The 17,120-nt window shown below is 70.7% G+C and carries 13 protein-coding genes; 8 read left to right on the top strand and 5 right to left on the bottom strand.

Features of this window, described 5'->3' with window-relative positions; translation table 11 throughout:
- Positions 1-35: 35 nt before the first annotated feature.
- Both JYK02_RS20570 and JYK02_RS20565 read left to right on the top strand, forming a co-directional pair.
- Positions 36-1,442, top strand: a complete 1,407-nt coding sequence (locus JYK02_RS20570) for a sigma-54-dependent transcriptional regulator (RefSeq protein ID WP_347402538.1) — start codon at positions 36-38, stop codon at positions 1,440-1,442.
- An 86-nt stretch (positions 1,443-1,528) separates the two neighbouring features.
- Positions 1,529-2,839, top strand: a complete 1,311-nt coding sequence (locus JYK02_RS20565; RefSeq protein WP_242589099.1) for a sensor histidine kinase — start codon at positions 1,529-1,531, stop codon at positions 2,837-2,839.
- On the opposite strand, the gene JYK02_RS20560 is transcribed toward JYK02_RS20565, so the two are convergent.
- From JYK02_RS20560 to JYK02_RS20550, 3 genes are all read right to left on the bottom strand, one after another.
- Positions 2,808-3,317, bottom strand: coding sequence for a hypothetical protein (locus JYK02_RS20560; RefSeq protein WP_207053381.1), 510 nt, complete (start codon positions 3,315-3,317; stop codon positions 2,808-2,810). The two genes, JYK02_RS20565 and JYK02_RS20560, sit on opposite strands and share 32 nt — an antisense overlap.
- 143 nt (positions 3,318-3,460) lie before the next feature.
- Positions 3,461-4,744, bottom strand: a complete 1,284-nt coding sequence (locus JYK02_RS20555; protein ID WP_207053378.1) for a hypothetical protein — start codon at positions 4,742-4,744, stop codon at positions 3,461-3,463.
- A 1-nt stretch (position 4,745) separates the two neighbouring features.
- Positions 4,746-7,526, bottom strand: a complete 2,781-nt coding sequence (locus tag JYK02_RS20550) for a TonB-dependent receptor domain-containing protein (protein WP_207053377.1) — start codon at positions 7,524-7,526, stop codon at positions 4,746-4,748.
- 430 nt (positions 7,527-7,956) lie between these two features.
- Here JYK02_RS20550 and JYK02_RS20545 point away from each other — a divergent pair, with 430 nt between their 5' ends.
- The 5 genes from JYK02_RS20545 to JYK02_RS20525 all read left to right on the top strand — a co-directional run bounded on the left by JYK02_RS20545 (position 7,957) and on the right by JYK02_RS20525 (position 12,621).
- Positions 7,957-9,066 (top strand): GRAS family protein, encoded by a 1,110-nt coding sequence (locus JYK02_RS20545; RefSeq protein ID WP_207053376.1) that lies wholly within the window; start codon positions 7,957-7,959, stop codon positions 9,064-9,066.
- Positions 9,063-9,554 (top strand): CinA family protein, encoded by a 492-nt coding sequence (locus JYK02_RS20540; RefSeq protein ID WP_207053375.1) that lies wholly within the window; start codon positions 9,063-9,065, stop codon positions 9,552-9,554. Before JYK02_RS20545 ends, JYK02_RS20540 begins: the two co-directional genes overlap by 4 nt.
- A gap of 85 nt (positions 9,555-9,639) precedes the next feature.
- Positions 9,640-10,038: an STAS/SEC14 domain-containing protein gene (locus JYK02_RS20535; RefSeq protein ID WP_207053374.1), complete on the top strand. Its 399-nt coding sequence runs from the start codon at positions 9,640-9,642 to the stop codon at positions 10,036-10,038.
- 12 nt (positions 10,039-10,050) lie between these two features.
- Entirely contained in the window at positions 10,051-11,376 is a 1,326-nt protein-coding gene (locus JYK02_RS20530; RefSeq protein WP_207053373.1) for an AHH domain-containing protein, read from the top strand.
- Between the two features lie 21 nt (positions 11,377-11,397).
- Positions 11,398-12,621 carry an imm11 family protein gene (locus tag JYK02_RS20525; protein WP_207053372.1) on the top strand — a complete coding sequence of 408 codons (1,224 nt, stop codon included), beginning with the start codon at positions 11,398-11,400 and terminating at the stop codon, positions 12,619-12,621.
- On the opposite strand, the gene JYK02_RS20520 is transcribed toward JYK02_RS20525, so the two are convergent.
- On the bottom strand, positions 12,622-13,248 hold the full coding sequence (locus JYK02_RS20520) for a hypothetical protein (RefSeq protein WP_207053365.1): 627 nt from the start codon (positions 13,246-13,248) through the stop codon (positions 12,622-12,624).
- Positions 13,248-14,165: a fatty acid desaturase family protein gene (locus JYK02_RS20515; protein ID WP_207053363.1), complete on the bottom strand. Its 918-nt coding sequence runs from the start codon at positions 14,163-14,165 to the stop codon at positions 13,248-13,250. The genes JYK02_RS20520 and JYK02_RS20515 overlap by 1 nt, the downstream gene beginning before the upstream one ends.
- Positions 14,166-14,270: 105 nt before the next feature.
- On the opposite strand from JYK02_RS20515, the gene JYK02_RS20510 reads away from it, so the two are divergent.
- On the top strand, positions 14,271-17,120 hold the full coding sequence (locus JYK02_RS20510) for an FG-GAP-like repeat-containing protein (RefSeq protein WP_207053360.1): 2,850 nt from the start codon (positions 14,271-14,273) through the stop codon (positions 17,118-17,120).

Raw genomic sequence — 17,120 nt, 5'->3', positions numbered from 1 at the left:
TCTTTCTGGCACAGTCCTGCTCCGTGGTGTCCTCCGTGTCCGAACCCGCCGCTTCCGCCCCGCGTCCCACCCGCATCCTCGTCGCCGACGACCAGCCGGACGTGCTGGAGGCGTTGCGGCTCCTTCTCAAGCGCGACGGCTACACGGTCGTGAGCGCGCAGTCCCCCGCGGGCGTGAAGGCCACGCTGGACGCGGAGGACGTGGACCTGGTGTTGATGGACATGAACTACGCGCGCGACACGACGTCCGGGCGCGAGGGCCTGGACCTGCTGGGCGAGCTGCGCGCGCGGGATGCCCTGCTGCCCGTGGTGGTGATGACGGCGTGGGGCAGCGTGGAGGGCGCGGTGGAGGCGATGCGCCTGGGCGCGCGCGACTACGTGCAGAAGCCCTGGGACAACACGCGCCTGCTGGCCACGCTGCGCACGCAGCTGGAGCTGTCCCGGGCGTTGAAGCGCGGCCGACGGCTGGAGGAGGAGAACCAGCACCTGCGCCGAGAGCAGGGTGGACGCTCGCCGCTGGTGGGCGAGTCGCGGGCGATGCAGCCGGTGCGCAGGCTCATCGAGCGGGTGGCGCCGTCGGCTGCGCCGGTGCTGGTGACGGGCGAGCACGGCACGGGCAAGGAGGTGGTGGCGCGGCTCATCCACGCGGCCAGCTCGCGCGCGGACCGGCCCTTTGTCGCGGTGAACTCCGGCGGCCTGTCCGAGGGCGTCTTCGAGAGCGAGCTCTTCGGCCATGTGAAGGGCGCCTTCACGGACGCGAAGACGGACCGCATCGGCTGCTTCGAGTTGGCGGACGGCGGCACGCTCTTCCTGGACGAGATTGGGAACATGCCGCTCACGCAGCAGGCGAAGCTGCTGCGGGTGCTCCAGACGGGAGAGCTGCACCCGGTGGGCTCGTCGCGGACGCGGCGCGTGGACGTGCGCGTGGTGAGCGCGACGAACGTGGACCTGGGCAAGGCGGTGGTGGAGGGGAGGTTCCGCGAGGACCTGCTCTACCGGCTCAACACGGTGGAGGTGCAGCTGCCGCCGCTGCGGGAGCGGCGGGAGGACATCCCGCTGCTCGCGGCGCACTTCCTGGCGGCACAGGGCCAGCGCTACGGCCGACCCAACATCCACCTGGCGCCGGGTGCTCTGGAGGCGCTCATCGCGTACCCCTGGCCCGGCAACGTGCGTGAGCTGGAGCACGCGGTGGAGCGCGCGTTGTTGATGGCGGTGGGGGACCGGGTGGAGGCGGAGGACCTGCTGCTCAAGAGGACCGGGTCCGCGAGCGGAGGGACCACGCGCCTGGAGGAGATGACGCTGGAGGAGGTGGAGCGCTACCTGATTGAGAGAGCCCTCGGCCGGCACGACGGCAACGTGAGCGAAGCAGCGAAGGCGCTGGGCCTGTCACGCAGCGCGCTCTACCGCAGGCTCCAGTACTACGGCATCAAGGGCGCCAGGTGAAACGCAGTCCCCCAGCGCCGCACGACCCGAGCGTCACGGAGCACGTGCACGAACGGAAGCTGCCGGTGCCGCACGACGTTCGCGTGATGTGGCTCACCGTCGTCGCGGGCCTGCCCGCGGTCGTCGTGTCGCTCGCGCTGCTGTGGACGGGGGACTTCACCGCGAAGGTGCGCTGGACGCTGTCCGTGCTCGTGGTGGGCGTCCACGCCGGAGCCTGTCTCGCCGTCCGCGAGCGCGTCGTGCGGCCCCTGCACACCGTCGCGGGACTGCTGGCCGCCCTGCGGGAAGGGGACTACTCCGTGCGCGGCCGGGGCGGACGCGCGGGGGATCCGCTGGGCGAGGTGATGCTGGAGGTCAACGCCCTGGGCGACACCCTGCGCGAACAGCGCCTGGGCGCACTGGAGGCCGGCGCGCTCCTGGGCCAGGTGATGGAGGCCATCGACGTCGCGGTGCTCGCCTTCGACGCCGCCGGCACCCTCAAGCTGGTGAACCGCGCGGGCGCCCGGCTCGTGGGCCTGCCGCGCGCGCAGCTCCTGGGACAGCACGCGGACGCCCTCGGCTGGGGTGAGCTGCTGGAAGGCCCCGCCCCCCGCCGCCTCACGCGCGTCTTCGCGCAGCAGGACGGCGGCCCCTACGAACTCTGGCGAGGCACCTTCCGCGAAGGCGGCCAGCCGCACCAGTTGGTCGTGCTCACCGACCTGCGTCTGGCATTGCGCGAGGAGGAACGCGAAGCCTGGCGCCGGCTGGTCCGCGTGCTCAGCCACGAGATCAACAACTCCCTCACCCCCATCCACTCCATCGCGGACGCCCTCCGGGACACCGTCGCCCAGGTGCCGCGCCCCGCGGACTGGGAAGAGGACACCCTGCACGGCCTGGGCATCATCGCGCGCCGCGCGGAGGCCCTGTCGCGCTTCATGTCCGCCCACGCCCGGCTCGCGCGCCTGCCCCCGCCGACCCTGGGCGCCGTCGAGGTGGAACCCTGGGTGCGGCGCGTGGTGGCCCTGGAGCCGCGCCGTCCCGTCGCCGTGCGCCCTGGCCCCGTCCTCACCGTGTCCGGAGACGGCGACCAGTTGGAGCAACTGCTCATCAACCTGGTGCGCAACGCCGTGGACGCGGTCCTGTCGGAAGGAGGCACGGGCGGTGTCTGGGTTTCCTGGGCGGTGCACACGCCCGGCGCCGTGGAGGTCTGGGTGGAGGACGAAGGCCCCGGCCTCTCCGACACCGCGAACCTCTTCGTGCCCTTCTTCACCACCAAGCCGCAGGGCAACGGCATCGGCCTGGCGCTCAGCCGGCAGATCGCCGAAGCCCACGGGGGCAGCCTGCGCCTGGAGAACCGCACCGACGGCCGGGGCTGCCGAGCGAGGCTCAGGCTCCCGCTGGACGCTCCGCGCGCGTGAATTCCTTCTTCGCGGACGCGGCCTCGGGAGCGGCGGGGACGACCTCCGGCTCAGGGACCGGCGCGGCCAGCCGGTAGAGCACCGCGGTCGCTGCCCAGAAGAACAGCACGCTGAACCCCACGTGGATCCACCGCGCCGCGTGCCACGGCTGGAGCGAGCGAGGAAGCGTCTCTCCCACGACGAAGTCGCTCAGCCACTGGCCCAGCCAGCACAGCGCCGTCACCCACAGCACACGCTGCCACGACGCCACCCGGGCGCCGCCCACGGCATACCGGTGCCGGGCCCACAACAGCCCGACGGCGCAGCCCCACAGGGCAAGGCGTGTCAGCGACAGCCCCCGGTGCGAAGGACCTGACGGGTTCAGCTCCAGCACCCCGAAGGCCGGCGCCAGGATGAGCACCTGCACCAGCAACACCCGGCGCACCCGCTCCGTCAGTCCCTTGAGGAGCTGCCCATACGTCCAGGTCAGCGCAATCATGGGGCCCTCCCTCGGGCACGAATGAGCGGAGCTACACGAGAAGAACGGCTCAGCCTTTATTTCTTGATTAATTGGGTTGGGCTGAAGTCCGGGCTTCATCCCACCCAAGCAATCTCCGTGGGTTGGATGGGCTCCCGCAAAGACTATTCAAAGATGGACAGCTCGGAGAGGGTATAGAACTCAGCAGGTGGGGACGTGCCGTCGTAGGTAAGGGATTCCACGGAGAAGCGCACGAAGCGCACGGGCTCCGCGCTGGAGAGGGGCACGTCCTGGAAGACAGGCTCCCGCCTGCCCAGCAGCAGCGGCCCGTCCCCGTAGGCTGAATCCCCTCCCGTCGGCTCGATGTAGAAGCCGAACTGGGAGTCGAGCAGCGACTGCTCGGTGGAGCTCAGGTCCCGCAGGACGACGCGTGCCAGGGATTGCCAGTGTTCACCGTCGTCGCTGCCCTCGATGATGAGGGAATCCTTGCCACCATAGCCTTGCAGGTATTGCAGCCCGCGCACCACCGCCCTGCGGGGCAGGGTGGGTTGGGGCAGGGTGAGGGTGACGCCGTAGAAGCGCGGGTCGGTCTCCTGCTTCCAGAAGTCCACCCGGGTGAGCAGGCCATCCGTCCATGGACAGACACCGGAGAAGGACGGCTCGCACGTCGCGCCGCGGCTGACGGGGCGCAGCGTCCCGGCGGGCAGCGGCTCCGCGCCGGTGCGCCACTCCAGCCGGAAGTCCACGGAGCTCGACTCGCCGCCCAGGGGGGAGAAGAGCCACGTCCCCGCGCTGGCGGCGCGCAGCTGGACGCGGGGGCTGACGAAGTCCTCCAGCAGATAGGGGCTCGGCGTCCACGGGGAGGTGGCGCCCGCCTGGCGCCAGAGCAGCTCGCCGCCGGACGTGACCCAGAGCAGGGGCTCCGGGGTGGTGGGCAGGATGGGGATGACGGTGCCGTCCTGGGTGACCAGCTCCAGCGTGTCCGCCGTCTCCGGCAGGGGCGGCGCGGGCGGCGCGGGCGGGAAGGCCACGCGGGGGCCCTGCTCCCCCATGCTCACGGCCGGGTGCGCGTCCCACGCCTGCACCGTGGGCAGCTCCACGTCGTCCTGGAAGGAGAACGCGAGCGTGGCGCCGCTGCCGTCCGCTTCCAGCGGCAGCGCCAGCCGGAACCGGCTCCGGCCGCGGGAGGTGTTCGTCTCGACGGAGGCGTCCCCGTAGAGCATCTCCAGGGTGAAGTCGCCGGAGGCGTCGGGGACGACGGTCGCGAAGGGCTGGAAGGCCTCTTCCTCTCCCTCGCGCATGCGCTCCACGTGGAGCGTCTCGCCGGTGCGCGGCGCGCCGTCCCGCTGGAGCGCGCGGCCGTACGCGAAGATGGGCTCTTCGGGGTAGCGGTCGCAGCCGGAGCCGGACGCCAGCAGGGCCAGGGAGGTGACGAGTGCGCGTCGCATGTCAGTAGGTCGCCTTGAGGCCGAAGAGGGGGAGGATGACGGGGATGCGGATGGGGGCGCGCACGGGGCGGATGTCCTTGTGCGGAGAGCCCTCGTAGTCGCCGCCCTCGAAGCGGTACTCGTAGCCCACCACCTCCTGCTGCGCGGAGAGGTTGAGCACGTCGAGCGACGCATCCAGGGTGAAGTCCTGGTAGGCCCACGACTTCGCGATGCGCGCGTCCACGCGGAAGAACGACGACAGCCGCTGCGTGCGGTCCAGGTCCTGCCGCACCCATTCGTTCGTCCCGTCCGGGTTCGTCACCCAGCGCTGCGTCTGCGAGGTGATCTGCCCCGTCTCCGGGCGGCCGGTGTTGAAGTGCACCACCGTGCCCACGGTCCAGTTGTTGCCGAACTTGTAGCTGAGCGCGGCGTTGAGCGTGTGGGCCTGCTCGAAGGCGAAGGGCAGCGTGCCCTCCACGGTCTCCAGCACGCGGTTGTCGTCGCCGATGCGAGCGAAGCGCGTCTTCCGCTTGCTCTGCAGGAAGCTGTACGACACCCAGCCGAACCAGTGGCGGCCCAGCGGGTGACGAGCCATCAGGTCGAAGCCGTAGGCGTAGCCGGTGGTGGCGGGGTCCTCGCCCAGGCTGCCCCGGCGGCGGCGGTTCTCCGCCACGTCCACCAGGTCGAACTCCACCGCGCGGGACAGCGGGTTGAAGAACGCATCCGCGCTCAGTTCCAGTCCTTCGAAGGCCTTCCACTCCGCGCCCACGTCGAACTGCGCGCCGGACTGGAGGCCATAGCGCAGGCTCGCGGTGTCGATGGCGGGCACATGCACGAGCACGGTGGGCGGCTGATGGAACAGGCCCGCGCCGCCCTTGAGCGTGAGGGTGTCCGTCAGCGTGTGGCGCACGGACAGGCGCGGTTCCACGGCGGTGAAGGTCATGCCCGGCACCAGGTGGTACGCATCCACACGCAGTCCTGGAGTCACCACCCACCGCTCCGACGGCTTCCAGGTCGCGGACGCATACGCACCGGAGAAGGTGGCCAGCGCGCTGGGCCGCTTGAGCGGATCCACTTCATCAGAGGGGCGCCAGCCCGGAGGCCGAGCCGTGCCCATGAGCGTGGTGGCGGAGCGGCGGTGCTCCACGTCCGCGCCCACGGCCAGCTCCAGCGAGGACGTCAGCACGCGACGCCAACCCGCGCGAGCGGAGACGCTCGCCTGCTGGAGGCTGTATTCGCCCACCTTCTCGCGGATCAACTCCTGTCCGGTGTCGCGCGTCCGCTCGCCGTTGAGGCCCAGGCCGTCCCAGCCAAACGTGACGCCCACCTCGCCCTCGCCGCCCGCCACCGGATGCGTGCCGCGAAGGTCGATGCGGTGGAAGCGCGACACGACGCCGCCGCCGTCCGCGCTGTCCCGCAGCTCCGGTGCCACGCCGACGTCGTCGGAGCTGCCGAGCGCGAACAAGCGCAGCCGGCCCCGGCCCACCTTCTGCTCGACGCGCGCCTGGTAGTCCCAGAAGCCCGCGCGAAGCTGCTCCGCCTCCTCGCTCTGGAAGGCATTGGCCGCCAGTGAGATGAGCAGCGCGGAGTAGCTCACGCGGCCCGCGAGGCTGACGCTGGTGCCGGTGGACTCGAAGGGCTGCTCGATGAAGCCACCCGCGTTGAGCAGGTCCGCGTAGGCGGTGAAGTGCAGCCGGTCCTCGCGGGGACGGCTGAGGCGCCCTTCCACCGCGCCGCCCAGCACGCGGCCGTACTGCACCGGCGGCGTGCCCGGATAGAAGTCCACGGTGTCGATGAAGTCCGGGTGGATGACCGCGGGCCCGAGCAGCAGGTGGTACAGCATGGGGATGCGCACACCGTCCAGGAAGAAGCCCGTCGCCGCCGGCTGGCTGCCGCGCACCACCGGGTAGCTGATGCCAGACGCAAGGCTGCCCACGCCGGGCATCAGCATCACCACGCGGAACGGATCGCCCAGCGTGCCGGGCACCTCACGGATCTCCTGCTCATGCAGGCTGATGCGGGTGACCTCCGTGCGAGGACGTTCGTCGCGCACGACCGTCTCGTAGGGGTTCACCTCGCGAGGCTGGAGCCGGTAGACGACCTGGAGCGTCTGGCCTTGCGTCAGCGTCTCCGTGAACGCCGTCGTCGCATGGCCCGGAGCACGGACCTCCAGCGTGTGAGAGCCCGGCGTCACATCGAGCGCGAAGCGGCCCTGGGTGTCGGTGGTGGCGGCGGGCTGGAGCGCGCCGTCCAGGAAGAGCGCGGCATCCACGAGGGGCCGGCGCGTGCCACGTGCGCGCACCTCACCGGTGAGGTGCGTGGTGGAGGCGGGGACCTGCACGGGCGGGGTGAAGCGGTAGACGAAGGGAAGGCGCACCGCCACGGGCGTGCCGCCCAGCGTGGCCGGGGTGAAGCGCAGGCCCGGTGCGGCGGCGAGCGCCGCGTCGGTGAGGCGCGGCTCGGAGGCAGCGCGAGTCACCTTCACTTCCGCGACGCGGCCCTCCACGTCCACCAGCAGCTCCAGCTCCACCTCGCCCGGCGTGCCCTCCAGGCCTTCAGGCCACGCGGCAGTCGAGTCGGCGGTGAGGCTGGGAGGCACGAGCGTCGCGTCGCCCGCGTCGGCCGAAAGACCCAGGCGCGCGGCATCCTCGGCGGAGAGGGCCTGGCCCGCGTCGGTGGCATGGACGTCCACCTCCACGGCGCGAGGCGCGCTGGTGCCAGAGGGAACGCCCTGCGCGCGAGCGGTCGCGCCGGACAGCAGCACGAGGGCCAGCACCAGGGGGACGGCGCGGGGGGAGGACATGGGCGGGCGCTTCAACACCGGCCCCCCACGAAACTGTCACTCGCGACCGCACCGGAGGGCTCCGGTCTGTTCGCGACACCGCATGCATTCATCGGGTTCTGCCACGGGCGTCCGAAGCTTCCCCGGCCCGGGGCGGAAGTCGGCACGCGAAACCATACGTCTGTTGGGCCCGATCCTGGCTGGATGTTTTCACGACCCGTCCCATCTCCCAGGGGCGCCTCGAGCGGAGTCTCCGGGCTCCCACCTCCGAGAGCGCAGTCCCTGCCATTCCCCCCGCGTCGCGCCAGTCCGTCCCCGAGGGCGGGCACGCTGTGCACACGCGCACGGCCCCGTGTCCCGAGGTGCCGCCCCCTGGAGCCGCGACAAGAGCGGTCGTTACACTTTTTCATGTCGAGCGGAAGCCACGGCCACGGCTTCGCGGGGAGGGCGCATGCGCACGCCGAAGGACGAACTGCTGCTCCGGGCGATGGACCATGCGTTGTCAGCGCGAACGTTGGCGGCGGTGGAGACGCTGGCCGAGCTCTATCGATTGCTCGACGCGGAGCGCATCTCGGAGGACGAGAACTACGCCGTGTTCGCCACCGCGCTGTCGCGCCGATTGGAGGGAGCGACGGGGGCACTGCATCCGTACCGGGCCTCGGAGGTGGACGGAGGCGCGCCGCAGATCGAGCTGTTCCGGCGGCTGATGAAGCACCTGCCGCTGGCGTCCGCGGCGGACGCGGTGGCGAACGCGCTGCTCGCGGACTTCCTGCGAGGGCACGCCGAGGCGACGCTGCTGGACGTGGGCATCGGGCAGGGACGGCAGGAGTGCAACCTGCTGCGCGCGCTGGCGAAGGCGGACGCGCTGCCCCAGCACCTGACGGTGGTGGGCGTGGACCCCAGCGGCACCAGCCTGGTGGAGGCCCGCGACGCGGTGCTGGCGGTGGCGGAGGAGGTGGGGCTGTCGCTGGAGTTCGTGAAGCTGGAGTCGCCGGTGGAGGACCTGGACGCGGCGACGTGGGCGGCGCTGCGAGGCGTGAAGCGGCCGCTGGTGGTGAACGCGGCGTTCGCGCTGCACCACGTGGCGGAGCAGGAGACGTCGGGCGTGGAGGCGCGCGACGCGGTGCTCGCGAGGCTGGCATCGCTGGGGCCGGTGGGCGTGGTGCTGTGCGAGCCCCACGTGGACCACCACCGCGCGCCGGCGCGTGAACGGTTGATCAATGCGTGGCATCACTTCTCCCGCGTGTTCCAGTTGCTGGATACGCTGGAGGTGCCGGGCGCGGAGCGGCGCGCCATCAAGCGGTTCTTCGGCCGGGAGGTAGACGACATCGTGGGCACGGTGAACGAGTCGGAGCGGTGCGAGCGCCATGAGCCGGCCCCCGCATGGTGGGAGCGGTTGCAGCGCGCGGGCTTCACGTCGCGGCGAGGGCTGGAGGCGGTGTGCCCGGGCGACGTGCACCCCGCGGTGGGGCTGCGCCTGGAGGAGGGCACGGTGGGCATCACCTTCCGTGGGGATGTGCTGGTGTCGGTGCTGGCGGCGGTGCCCCGGGAGGGCGCATGAGCCAACTGGAGGCGGTGGCGCCGAAGGTGATTGGCCGGTGCCGGGAGGCAGGGGTGCGGCTGGTGTTGGCGGAGGCGTGCACGGGCGGGCTGATGACCGCGGCGCTGACGGAGGTGCCGGGGGCCTCGGCGGTGGTGGAGCGCGGGTTCGTGCCGTACTCGAACGAGTCGAAGGGCGAGCAGTTGGGGGTGCCGCTGGCGCTGTTGCAGGCGCACGGGTCGGTGAGCGCGGAGGCGGTGGGCGCGATGGCGGCGGGGGCGCTGGAGCGTTCGTGGGCGGACTGGGCGGTGGCGGAGACGGGCATCGCGGGGCCCGGGGGCGGGACGGAGACGAAGCCGGTGGGGCTGGTGTTCATCGCGGTGCAGCGGCGCGGGAAGGCGGCGGTGGTGGAGCGTCACCGGTTCGAAGGGGACCGGCGGCAGGTGCGTCAGGCGGCGGCGGCGCGAGGGCTGGCCCTCCTTCTGGAGCAGCTCCGAGTGGAGTCCTGAATAGGGGCCTCATCCCTCCGGACGTTGGCACGTGGACGCTGGATGGGAGAGAAGGGTCGACGCAGTCTCACGAAGGGGGGCCTCGATGTATCGAATCGACGTGGACCGAGCGGAATCCATCGTGAGCTTCGCGCTGGAGGGCTACATCCGGCTGGAGGAGATGCAGCGGTTCGTGGTGGACCTGCGGGCCGCGACGGACGAGGTGGCGGGGCAGCCCATCAAGATCGAAGCGGACCTGCGCACGTTCCGGCCGGCGTCGCCGGAGGCCGCGGACCTCATCAAGCGGGTGCAGGAGTACGGCCTGCGCTCCGGCGTGACGCGGGTGGCGGAGCTGGTGCAGAACCAGATCGTCGCGTTGCAGTTGAACCGCGTGGCCTCCGGAAGCGGCACGGACAAGATCCTCCGCCGCTTCTGGCAGGAGTCCGCGGCGCGCACCTGGCTGAAGCACGGAGACGAGGAGCTGGGAGCGGCGCTGCAAGGCTGAGAGCGCACGGACATGCCAGCGCGCTGGCTGTGCGTGCTGTGGGTGCTGTTCGTGACGGGCTGCGCGACGTCACATGCGCTGAGGTTGGACACGGGAGAGGGCCGAACGCGTGAGTACACGCCGCGAACGGACACACCGCCCGTGGCGCTGGACGAAGACACCTTCGAGGACACGGTGCGAACGCTGGCGCGAGGAGCGCCGGTGTCCATGCACCCCAGGAGGGAAGCGCTCCGGCTGTTGAATCCCAGGGCAGAGCGTCCGCGAGCGTCGCTGGGCGTCGTCTCCGTGGTGGATCCAAGGCAGGGCCGCGTCCGGGTGGCGCAAACGGGCACGAAGCTGGAGGCCGCCTACGGACGCTGGTGCGTGCGCAAGCGGCAGTCCGGAGACTGCCTGCGCCTGCTGGACCGGAGCCTGACGCTGGATGAGGAGGGCAAGCAGACGCTGGCCTTCCGCATCGCGTTGGACTCGGTATGGGAGGAGACGGCCGAAGCCTTGGAGGGGATGGTGGACCCCGAGGCGATGGTGACGCTGCTGGCGACGACGGGAGCGGTGTACTTCAGCCTGTGGCTGGTCCCGGAGCCGCTGCTGTCCAAGGGAGTCGCGGCGACACTGACGGTGGCGCTGATTGCATACCTGGGCTGGGACACGGTGTGGAGTCTCATCCAGGGCTGGAGGGTGCTGGCGGCGGAGGTGAAGGACGCGGAGACGTTCGACGAAGTCCGTGACGCCGGAGAGAAGTACGGCGAGGTGATGGGCAAGCAGGCGGCAAGGGCCTTCGTGATGCTGGCGATGGCGGCGCTGGGAGGAACGGCGCGGACGCTGGCAACCAGGGTCGCGACGCTGCCGGGTTCGGCCCAGGCCGCGCTGGTGGGAGCGGAGCAGGGAGGCTTCCGGCTGGTGGCCGCGGCGGAAGTCTCAGCGGTCGCGGTGTCCGCAAGTGGCGCAGTGACGATCGCGTTAGCGCCCAACGCGGTAGCGATGTCCGCGAAGGGGCCGAACATCCCCGCCCCCGTCGAAGTCCGCGTGCATCACATCGCCACGAACAAGTGGTGGGAAGCGACGCGCGATGGCGGCCCCTGGTCGCCCAAGTTCCAGGAGCTCTTCGACCGTGCAGGGATGTCCCTGGATGACGAGGTGAACACCGTCCGTGTTGCCGGTCATAAAGGGCCACATCCGGAGGCGTACCATAAGGCAGTCTACAAAAGACTGCGTGACGCTTTAGGTCGGTGCAGAACCATCCTGACATGCAGGGAGGCGCTGGTAGAGGAGCTGCAATCCCTGGGGCAGGAGATCTCCACGCAGAACACCCCGCTCAACCTGCTTGTTACCCAACCCTGACTCACAAGAAGAGTGATCCCGATGCGGTACTTCGAACTCTTTGACGACATGGAATTGATGGACCGCTGGTTGCCGGGTGAAGCCAGGAACGTCCAGGGCCAGGAGATCGATGACATCTGGCAGTTCGCGGATGGATGCCCGGTTCAAGTCAATGAACCTCTACGGATCCCCGTCAGTCATCCAGGGAGGGTCGTCGACTTCTCCACGACGAGCGTGGGGGCTGCGCCGGTTGTTCATCGAAGAATCGCGAGCGTGTTCACGGAGTTGGCGCCTGGTGAGGTGCAGGTCATTCCGGTCGATGTCGATGGACAGGCGGAGCCCTATTTCATCCTCGTCGCGACGCGGACCCTCCGATGCATTGATGATCAGCAGTCCGCGGAGGTGCTGTATTGGAAGCCCGAAGACGGGCGGCCGGAAAAGACCGGGCGATACAGGTCCGTCATGGGCATGCGCATCGACACGACGAAGGTGGGTGATGCCAGGGTCTTCCGCCCCTGGGGCTGGACGGGTGTGCTCATCGTCTCCGAGGAGATCAAGGATGCACTGGAGCGCTCCGGTGCCACGGGGATGTCGTTCACGGAAGTCACGGGCCCCAGCGAAGTCAGTCCGGAACAGCGTGAACACAACCGCAAGCTCCAGGCGCTCTATGAACGGACCGAGACCGCCCGCACCGCCTTCTGGCGCACCCTTGGCACGCTGGATGAAAACGCCATCCTCCCCATCGTCGTCGGAGGAGGCTGGCCCGCGAGGCGTCAGGTCTGGCGCGTCATCCACCGGCCTGAAGGACGCGCACTCTTCGTGACGGACGGCCTCTCCGACTTCTTCGTGGACACCAGGGAGCCCTCCGTGGGCTTCGGCCTGGAGCTCGCGCTCGAAACCGATGAGCCCCAGGCGAAATGGCCCGTGACGCTGCTGGAGCGCATCGCCAACGAGCTGGTGGGCCACGAACACCTGCGCGAACCCGCGAGGACCGGCCTCCTCTCCATGGAAGTGGACGGAGCGCACCTGCCCGAACCGCTCCTGACGAAGGACGGCCGCGTCGCCGTGCTCCTGGGCATGGACACCCCCACGCTCCCCAGCCACTTCACGATGCCGGACGGACAGGTGCGGCTGGTCACCGTGAAGACGCTGATGCCCCGGGAGCTCACGTACCTGCTGGAGCACGGCCGGGAGGAGCTGCTCCACCGCTTCAACCAGTCCCACCCCGGCCACCTGTCCAAGGCCTGGCGCCAGTCCGTGGTCTGATCACCGCATCCCGAACACCAGCCACACCGCCAGCGCTCCATACAGCGGCACGTTGAGCGCCAGCGTCAGCCGGTTGATGCGCCGGAACCGCGCCTGCTCGGCGTCCGCGAACCACACGCCGTCCTCGCCGGTGGTGCGTCCTTCCACGGCCTGATGGAACAGCGCCGCGTAGGCCACCTCGACCACCAGGCTCACCAGCACCAGCCCCACCAGCGCCAGCGCCCACACGTCGCGCCCGTCCAGCACGCCGGCCCACCTCTCCCCGGTGTACGCGAGCCCCGCCCCCACCAGCGCGATGCACCCCAGGTCATGGCCCACGCCATACGGCGGCCGCCAGTTGCGCGACACGTAGAGCATGTAGAGCTCCGCGGCCCCGCGCAGCCACATGGACACCGCGAAGGCCCCCAGCACGATGCGCGCCTCCACCGGCACGGCGGCATCCAGCGCCACCAGCGGGCACACGAGGAACCAGAGGAACACCGCGTACAGCAGCCACGCCAGCTTCGGCCCGGAGATGCGCCCACCCTGCGCGCCCTGCCCGTTCTGCCGGTGCCGGAACGCCACCGCCGCTCCCGCGCACACCAGCAGCGCCACCGCCAGCAACACCCGCGTCGACGAAGAGAGCATCAGTAGGAACGGGGCCGGGGATAGTGGTGGGGGAACCGCTCGACGTACCACGCGCGAAGCCGGGGCAGGTGCGTGAGGGACACCTGCGGGTGCAGGTGGTGCACCACGTGAAGCCCCACGTGCCGGGGCGCCAGGCCCAACCGCCCCAGCCATCCCAGCCCGTGGTCCCGCGTGCACGCGAACACATCCCCCAGCGTCCGTCCCTGCACGGGCGCGGCGGTGTGCTCGGCGAGCAACCGGTGCGCGTTGAACCCCGACGCCACCAGCAAGGGCACCGCGTACCCCCACAGCACCGCGGAGGGCCATCGCACCGCCAGCGCGAGCACACCCAGGTGGAACAGCACCTGCCCCGCCTCCGCCCGGGCACACGCCGTCACCTCCCGGGTGTCCACGCGTCCGGAGCGGTCCTGCAGGAACGCGCGCGCATACGCCGTGCGCAGGAACGGCAGCCCCCACGCGCACAGCCCCACGGGCCCGCGCAGCACCCAGCCGGGAATCACGCCTACGAGCAGCAGCCACCGCCACGCCGTGCGCAGGCGTCCTCCTTCCGGAGGCTTGCGGTACGGATCCGTGGGCAGGCCCGCGTCGCGGTGGTGTCGAAGGTGGTGGTAACGCATCGCCGCCAGCGTGGACGCGATGGGATACCCCGCGACGGCCTCCAGCAGACACAGTCTCCATTCGCGATTTCGCGAAGGCAGGTGGACCGCGTCATGAAGCAGGACGCCCAGCGCATGCAGCCGCCCCGCGACGACGAACACCGCCAGCGGCGCGAACACCGGAGGAGCCCACGCCATGACCGCCCAGCCCAAGGCCATCCCCGCCCACTCGACGGCGGCCAGGCGCAGCAGGCCTGAAGGCGTGGCCGGAACGAGCAGCTCGCGAGGCACCGCCGCGCGGCGAGGCAGGGAAGGGACCATCGGGCGCCAGGACTCCACGCATGGGCGCGGGACGCAAGCCCCGGGGGGATTGGACACCCGGAGACGGGCACGGCACGCTCCGCGCGTGCATCGGGACGGTCAATCATGAGTGTGGATGTGCCGACGGCGCCGGCCCTCGCGGGCACGCGCGTGGAGTGGGGCGGCTGGGTGTTCCCCCGCTGGAACGACCCGAGGCTGCCCTTCGCGGCGCTGCTCACGCTCTACGGCGTGCTCGGCTTCACCTTCTTCGGCTTCAACCGGAGCCCCGGGCAGATGGCCTTCCTGGTCGTCTCCGGCACGCTGCTGGACGCGGTCCTGGGCTGGGTGCTCAAGCGGCGCAAGGAGCTGCCGCTCTCCGCGTACATCTCGTGCTGCTCGCTGGCGCTGCTGCTGAACTACTCGCACGCGAGCACGCTCTTGTGGCTGCCGGTGTGGCTGGCCATTGGCTCCAAGTACGTGCTGACCTTCCAGGGGCGGCACGTCTTCAACCCGTCGATGTTCGCGGTGGCCGTGTCGCTGCTCACCACGCGCGAGCTCATCACCGCCGCGCCCGCCTATCAGTGGGCGAACGGGGAGGTCGCGCTGTCGGCCTTCATCGTGATGGCGGCGCTGGTGCTGTTCTTCTTCCGCGTGGGACGCGGCTGGCTGGTGGTGAGCTTCCTGGGCTTCTACGCGCTCCAGACGGCGCTGCGCGCGTTCATCCTCCGCCACCACCTGCCGCCGGAGGTGCTGTTCCTGGGCACGCTCGGCGCACCGTCGTTCTTCATCTTCGTCTTCTACATGCTCACGGACCCCGCGACGTCGCCGGGGACGCGCAAGGCGCAGGTGCTGGTCGCGCTGGCCATCACCTGCGTGGACCTGGTGCTGCACCTGAAGGAGAGCGTCTACACGTTCTTCTACGCGGCGCTCACCGTGGCCACCTGCCGCTTCGTGTTCATGCACGCGCGCGAGCTGTGGCGCACGCGGGGCGCGGCGCTGCGCCAGCTCCTGGCCCCGGACATGCTCAAGCGCCTGGGCGTGGTGGGCGGGCTGGGGGCGGTGCTGGCCACGGGGTACTCGGTGTCAGCGGCGCAGGGGACGCGGGAGGCGCCGCTCACGTTCAAGCTGGAGGCGCAGGACCTCCAGCAGGCGGGCCTGGACTCCCGGATGGGGCACACGCTGGAGGAGCTGGATCCGCGAGTGGCCCACGTCGCCAAGTGGCTGGTGGCGGTGGGAGACGCGGTGGCCACGGGGGACTTCGACGGGGACGGCCGGCTGGACCTGTTCCTCACGCACCCGCTGGGTACGCCGGAGCACCACGCGGGCCTGTACCGCAACCTGGGCGGGCTGCGCTTCGAGCGCGTCGCCGTGCCCGCGCTGGAGCGCTTCGCCACGCGCTACAAGGAAGAGGGCCTGGCGGGCGGCGGGACGTTCGTGGACTGGGATGGGGACGGGGACCTGGACCTCGCGGTGGCGGTGGCCTTCGGGCCGGTGCGCCTGTTGCGCAACACGCTGCGAGAGACGGGCACGGCGGGCTTCGAGGACGTGACGCAAGCGGCGGGCGTGACGGACCACGCGGTGAGCCTGGGGCTCACGTTCCTGGACTACGACCGCGACGGGCACCTGGACCTGCTGGTGCTCAACGCGATGACGACGCACCTGCCGGACTACCCGCAGCCCGCGCCGCCGCTCAACCTCTTCAAGCTGCCGGAGCCCGAGTACGCGGGGGACCGCCGCATGCTGCGCTTCATGCACGACGGCTGGCACGACGCGAACAACGGGGGGCGCAACGCGCTCTACCGGGGCCGAGGGGACGGCACGTTCGAGAAGCAGGACGTGGAGGCGCTGGGCCTGAAGGAGACGCACTGGTCGCTCGCGGTGAGCACGGTGGACCTGAACCACGACGGGTGGACAGACCTCTACGTGGCGAACGACTTCGGGCCGGACGACGTGTACCTGAACGAAGGAGGGCGGCACTTCCGCCACCTCGTGGGGCAGCGCTTCGGGGAGATTGGCCGGGACACGTACAAGGGCATGAACGCGAGCGTGGCGGACTTCGACCGCAACGGCTGGTTGGACGTGTACGTGTCCAACGTGCACCACTCGCTCCAGGCGGAGGGCAGCCTCTTGTGGATGGTGGGGCCCGGCGAGGACGCCTTCGTTCCCCGCTTCAAGGACGAGGCCACCTTCCGGGGCGCGCTGAACGAGCGCCGCTTCGGCTGGGGCGCGGCGGCGGGGGACCTGGATGACGACGGGTGGCCGGACCTGGTGCAGGCCAACGGCATGGTGGACGCGCGGCTGGACGCGGAGAAGTGGCGCATCCCGGCGGGCCAGCGCAACGACTACTGGTACGTGAACCACAAGCTGATGCAGTCCGGCCCGGAGGTGCACACGTACGCGGACAAGTGGGGCGACATCCGGGGCCGCGTGCTCTATCCGAACGAAGCGCGCCGCGTGTACCTCAACCTGGGCGACGCGCGGCCGGGACACTTCGTGGACGTGGCGAGGGAGGTAGGCATCGACGCTCCGGACAACTCGCGAGGCGTGTTGATGGCGGACCTGGATGACGACGGCGACCTGGACGTGCTCATCACGAATCAGCACGCGCCGGTGTCGCTGTACCGCAACACGCTGCGAGCCAGCGCCACGGACGCGAAGCCGGACGCGCACTTCGTGGGACTGTCGCTGGTGGGCGACGGCCAGCGCACGCACCGGAGCGCTGTGGGCACGCGAGTGGTGTTGTCCTACGAGGAGGGCGGCAAGCGCGTGGAGCAGGTGCGCGAGGTGGGCTTGATGGGAGGCTTCTCCGCGTCAGCGGATCCGCGGCTGCACTTCGGCCTGGGGCGGCACGCGGGGCCGGTGAAGGCGGTCATCCACTGGTATGGCGCGGAGCCGCAGGAGGTGACGTTGGAGGCGGACCGCTACCAGGAGGTGCGCCAGCCGCCCGCGCCCACGGCGCAGCGGGGAGGGCGCTGA

The organism is Corallococcus macrosporus (genome assembly GCF_017302985.1).
Lineage (GTDB): Bacteria > Myxococcota > Myxococcia > Myxococcales > Myxococcaceae > Corallococcus > Corallococcus macrosporus_A.
The sequence above is the reverse complement of the archived record's forward strand: the minus strand, read 5'-3'. Positions and strand labels throughout refer to the sequence as shown.

What these genes read in the sequence shown, in the direction of transcription:
- JYK02_RS20515 (WP_207053363.1), bottom strand. Translation starts at nt 14,165, where the DNA reads ATGGTCCCTTCCCTGCCTCGCCGCGCGGCGGTGCCTCGCGAGCTGCTC.
- JYK02_RS20560 (WP_207053381.1), bottom strand. Translation starts at nt 3,317, where the DNA reads ATGATTGCGCTGACCTGGACGTATGGGCAGCTCCTCAAGGGACTGACG.
- JYK02_RS20535 (WP_207053374.1), top strand. Translation starts at nt 9,640, where the DNA reads ATGTATCGAATCGACGTGGACCGAGCGGAATCCATCGTGAGCTTCGCG.
- JYK02_RS20525 (WP_207053372.1), top strand. Translation starts at nt 11,398, where the DNA reads ATGCGGTACTTCGAACTCTTTGACGACATGGAATTGATGGACCGCTGG.
- JYK02_RS20520 (WP_207053365.1), bottom strand. Translation starts at nt 13,248, where the DNA reads ATGCTCTCTTCGTCGACGCGGGTGTTGCTGGCGGTGGCGCTGCTGGTG.
- JYK02_RS20550 (WP_207053377.1), bottom strand. Translation starts at nt 7,526, where the DNA reads ATGTCCTCCCCCCGCGCCGTCCCCCTGGTGCTGGCCCTCGTGCTGCTG.
- JYK02_RS20530 (WP_207053373.1), top strand. Translation starts at nt 10,051, where the DNA reads ATGCCAGCGCGCTGGCTGTGCGTGCTGTGGGTGCTGTTCGTGACGGGC.
- JYK02_RS20540 (WP_207053375.1), top strand. Translation starts at nt 9,063, where the DNA reads ATGAGCCAACTGGAGGCGGTGGCGCCGAAGGTGATTGGCCGGTGCCGG.
- JYK02_RS20555 (WP_207053378.1), bottom strand. Translation starts at nt 4,744, where the DNA reads ATGCGACGCGCACTCGTCACCTCCCTGGCCCTGCTGGCGTCCGGCTCC.
- JYK02_RS20510 (WP_207053360.1), top strand. Translation starts at nt 14,271, where the DNA reads ATGAGTGTGGATGTGCCGACGGCGCCGGCCCTCGCGGGCACGCGCGTG.
- JYK02_RS20565 (WP_242589099.1), top strand. Translation starts at nt 1,529, where the DNA reads ATGTGGCTCACCGTCGTCGCGGGCCTGCCCGCGGTCGTCGTGTCGCTC.
- JYK02_RS20545 (WP_207053376.1), top strand. Translation starts at nt 7,957, where the DNA reads ATGCGCACGCCGAAGGACGAACTGCTGCTCCGGGCGATGGACCATGCG.